Source organism: Vibrio sp. S234-5, from assembly GCF_000960595.1.
Classification (GTDB): Bacteria; Pseudomonadota; Gammaproteobacteria; order Enterobacterales; family Vibrionaceae; genus Vibrio.
On sequence record NZ_JZAM01000230.1, the window covers coordinates 1 to 1,700 of the forward strand.

At 43.4% G+C, this 1,700-nt stretch carries 3 protein-coding genes; all 3 read right to left on the bottom strand.

All coding sequences use genetic code 11. The features are described from left to right. The coding region (locus UF06_RS28390) for a hypothetical protein (RefSeq protein ID WP_206778253.1) at positions 1-297 on the bottom strand (297 nt) is incomplete at its 3' end. Between the two features lie 373 nt (positions 298-670). Further along, entirely contained in the window at positions 671-790 is a 120-nt protein-coding gene (locus UF06_RS27825; protein ID WP_242402018.1) for a DUF3265 domain-containing protein, read from the bottom strand. Between the two features lie 305 nt (positions 791-1,095). Beyond that, positions 1,096-1,224 carry a DUF3265 domain-containing protein gene (locus UF06_RS24540; RefSeq protein WP_082069709.1) on the bottom strand — a complete coding sequence of 43 codons (129 nt, stop codon included), beginning with the start codon at positions 1,222-1,224 and terminating at the stop codon, positions 1,096-1,098. Positions 1,225-1,700: the final 476 nt, after the last annotated feature.

Consider the following 1,700-nt stretch of genomic DNA (forward strand, 5'->3'; position numbering starts at 1 on the left):
CTTGCCCGAAAATTGATTGAGGCAATTCGCTGAATTTCCAGCGCCAAAGAATAATTGTCCAGAAAACCGCGCCCACTGAAGCCAACTTGCCGAGAAACACCAAACTAAAGAGCCAAGGGAACAAAGAACAATCATAAACCACTGACTTTTGGTGATTAAGCATAACGCCGCGTTAAGGGGTGCAGGCACGTAATACAAAAGCCACCGCACAGTGCCATAACCACCAAACCCAACGCAAACTGAAAATGCCACGCGTGCCAAATCCCACTTGAACGCTTTGTTATGCTTAAGCTTCAATGACTTACGCTTTACCAGAACCGAGATTAACTCGACTTTAACTCACAAACAAAAGCCAAAAACCAAAAAACTGAAATGACTCATAATTTTGAAAATCAGACTTTGAACTTTGGCAGATAAAACCGAAAAACCTAAGATCAAACTTCTGATTGAGCCAACCGCCCTAACCTCACGCTTGCCCGAAAATTGATTGAGGCAACGCTCTGAATTTCCAGCGCCAAAGAATAAGTGTCCAGAAAACAGCGCCCACTGAAGCAAACTTGCCGACAAACTCAAAACTAACCAGCCGAGGGAACAAAGAAAAAACATAAACCACTGATTTTTGGTGATTAAGCATAACGCCCGCTTAAGTGGTGAGCAACGCAATACGATGTTACCGCACACCACCTAAATCACTAAGTTTACCGCATACCAAAAATGCCACGCGGCACGAATCCCTCTTTAACGCTTTGTTATGTTTAAGCTTCAAGGGCTTACGTTTTACCAAAACCAAGATTAACTCAGCGTTGACTCACAAACAAAAGCCAAGACCTAAAAAACGGAAATGACTCATAGATTTGAAAAACAGACTTCGAATTTTGGCAATTCAAGCCCGAAAACTTGAGGTCAAAATACTGATTGAGCCAGCCGCACCTACCTCGCGCTTACTCGAAAATTGACTGAGGCAACTCTCTGAATTTCCAGCGCCAAAGAATAAATGTCCGGAAAACAGCGCCAAACGAAGCCAACTTGCCGACAAGCACAAAACCAACAAGCCGAGGGAGCAAAGAAAAGATGCAACCAACTGATTTGACGTGATTAAACATAACGCCGCGTTAAGGGGTGAATGCCGCCCAAACCAACTTCCCGCAGACCACTTTCACCACCAAAACTCGCCGCATGCCAAAAATGCCACGCGGCATGAATCCCTCTTGAACGCCTTGTTATGCTTAAGCTTCAATGGGTTACGTTTTAATAAAACCAAGATTAGCTCGACTTTGATTTACAAACAAAAGCCAAAAGCTAGAAAACTGAAATGACTCATAATTTTTAAAAATCAGATTTTGATATTTGGCTGCCTAAACTCAAAAACCTAAGTTAAAAGCTCTGATTGAGCCAACTGCCCTAACCTCGCGCTTGCTTGAAAACTGATTGAGGCAATTCTCTGAATTTTCAGCGCCAAAGAATAAGTGTCCGGAAAACAGCGCCCAATGAAGCCAACTTGCCGATAAACACAAAAACAATCAGCCGAGGGAACAAAGAAAAACCATAAACCACTGATTTCGCGTGATTAAGCATAACGCCCGCTTAAGGGGCAGCCAACGCTACTACTAACTTACCGCATAACACCGTAATCACAAAAACCAACGCATAGTAAAAATGCCGTGCGTTGGCTGTCCCTCTTGAAGCGTTTGTTATGGCTG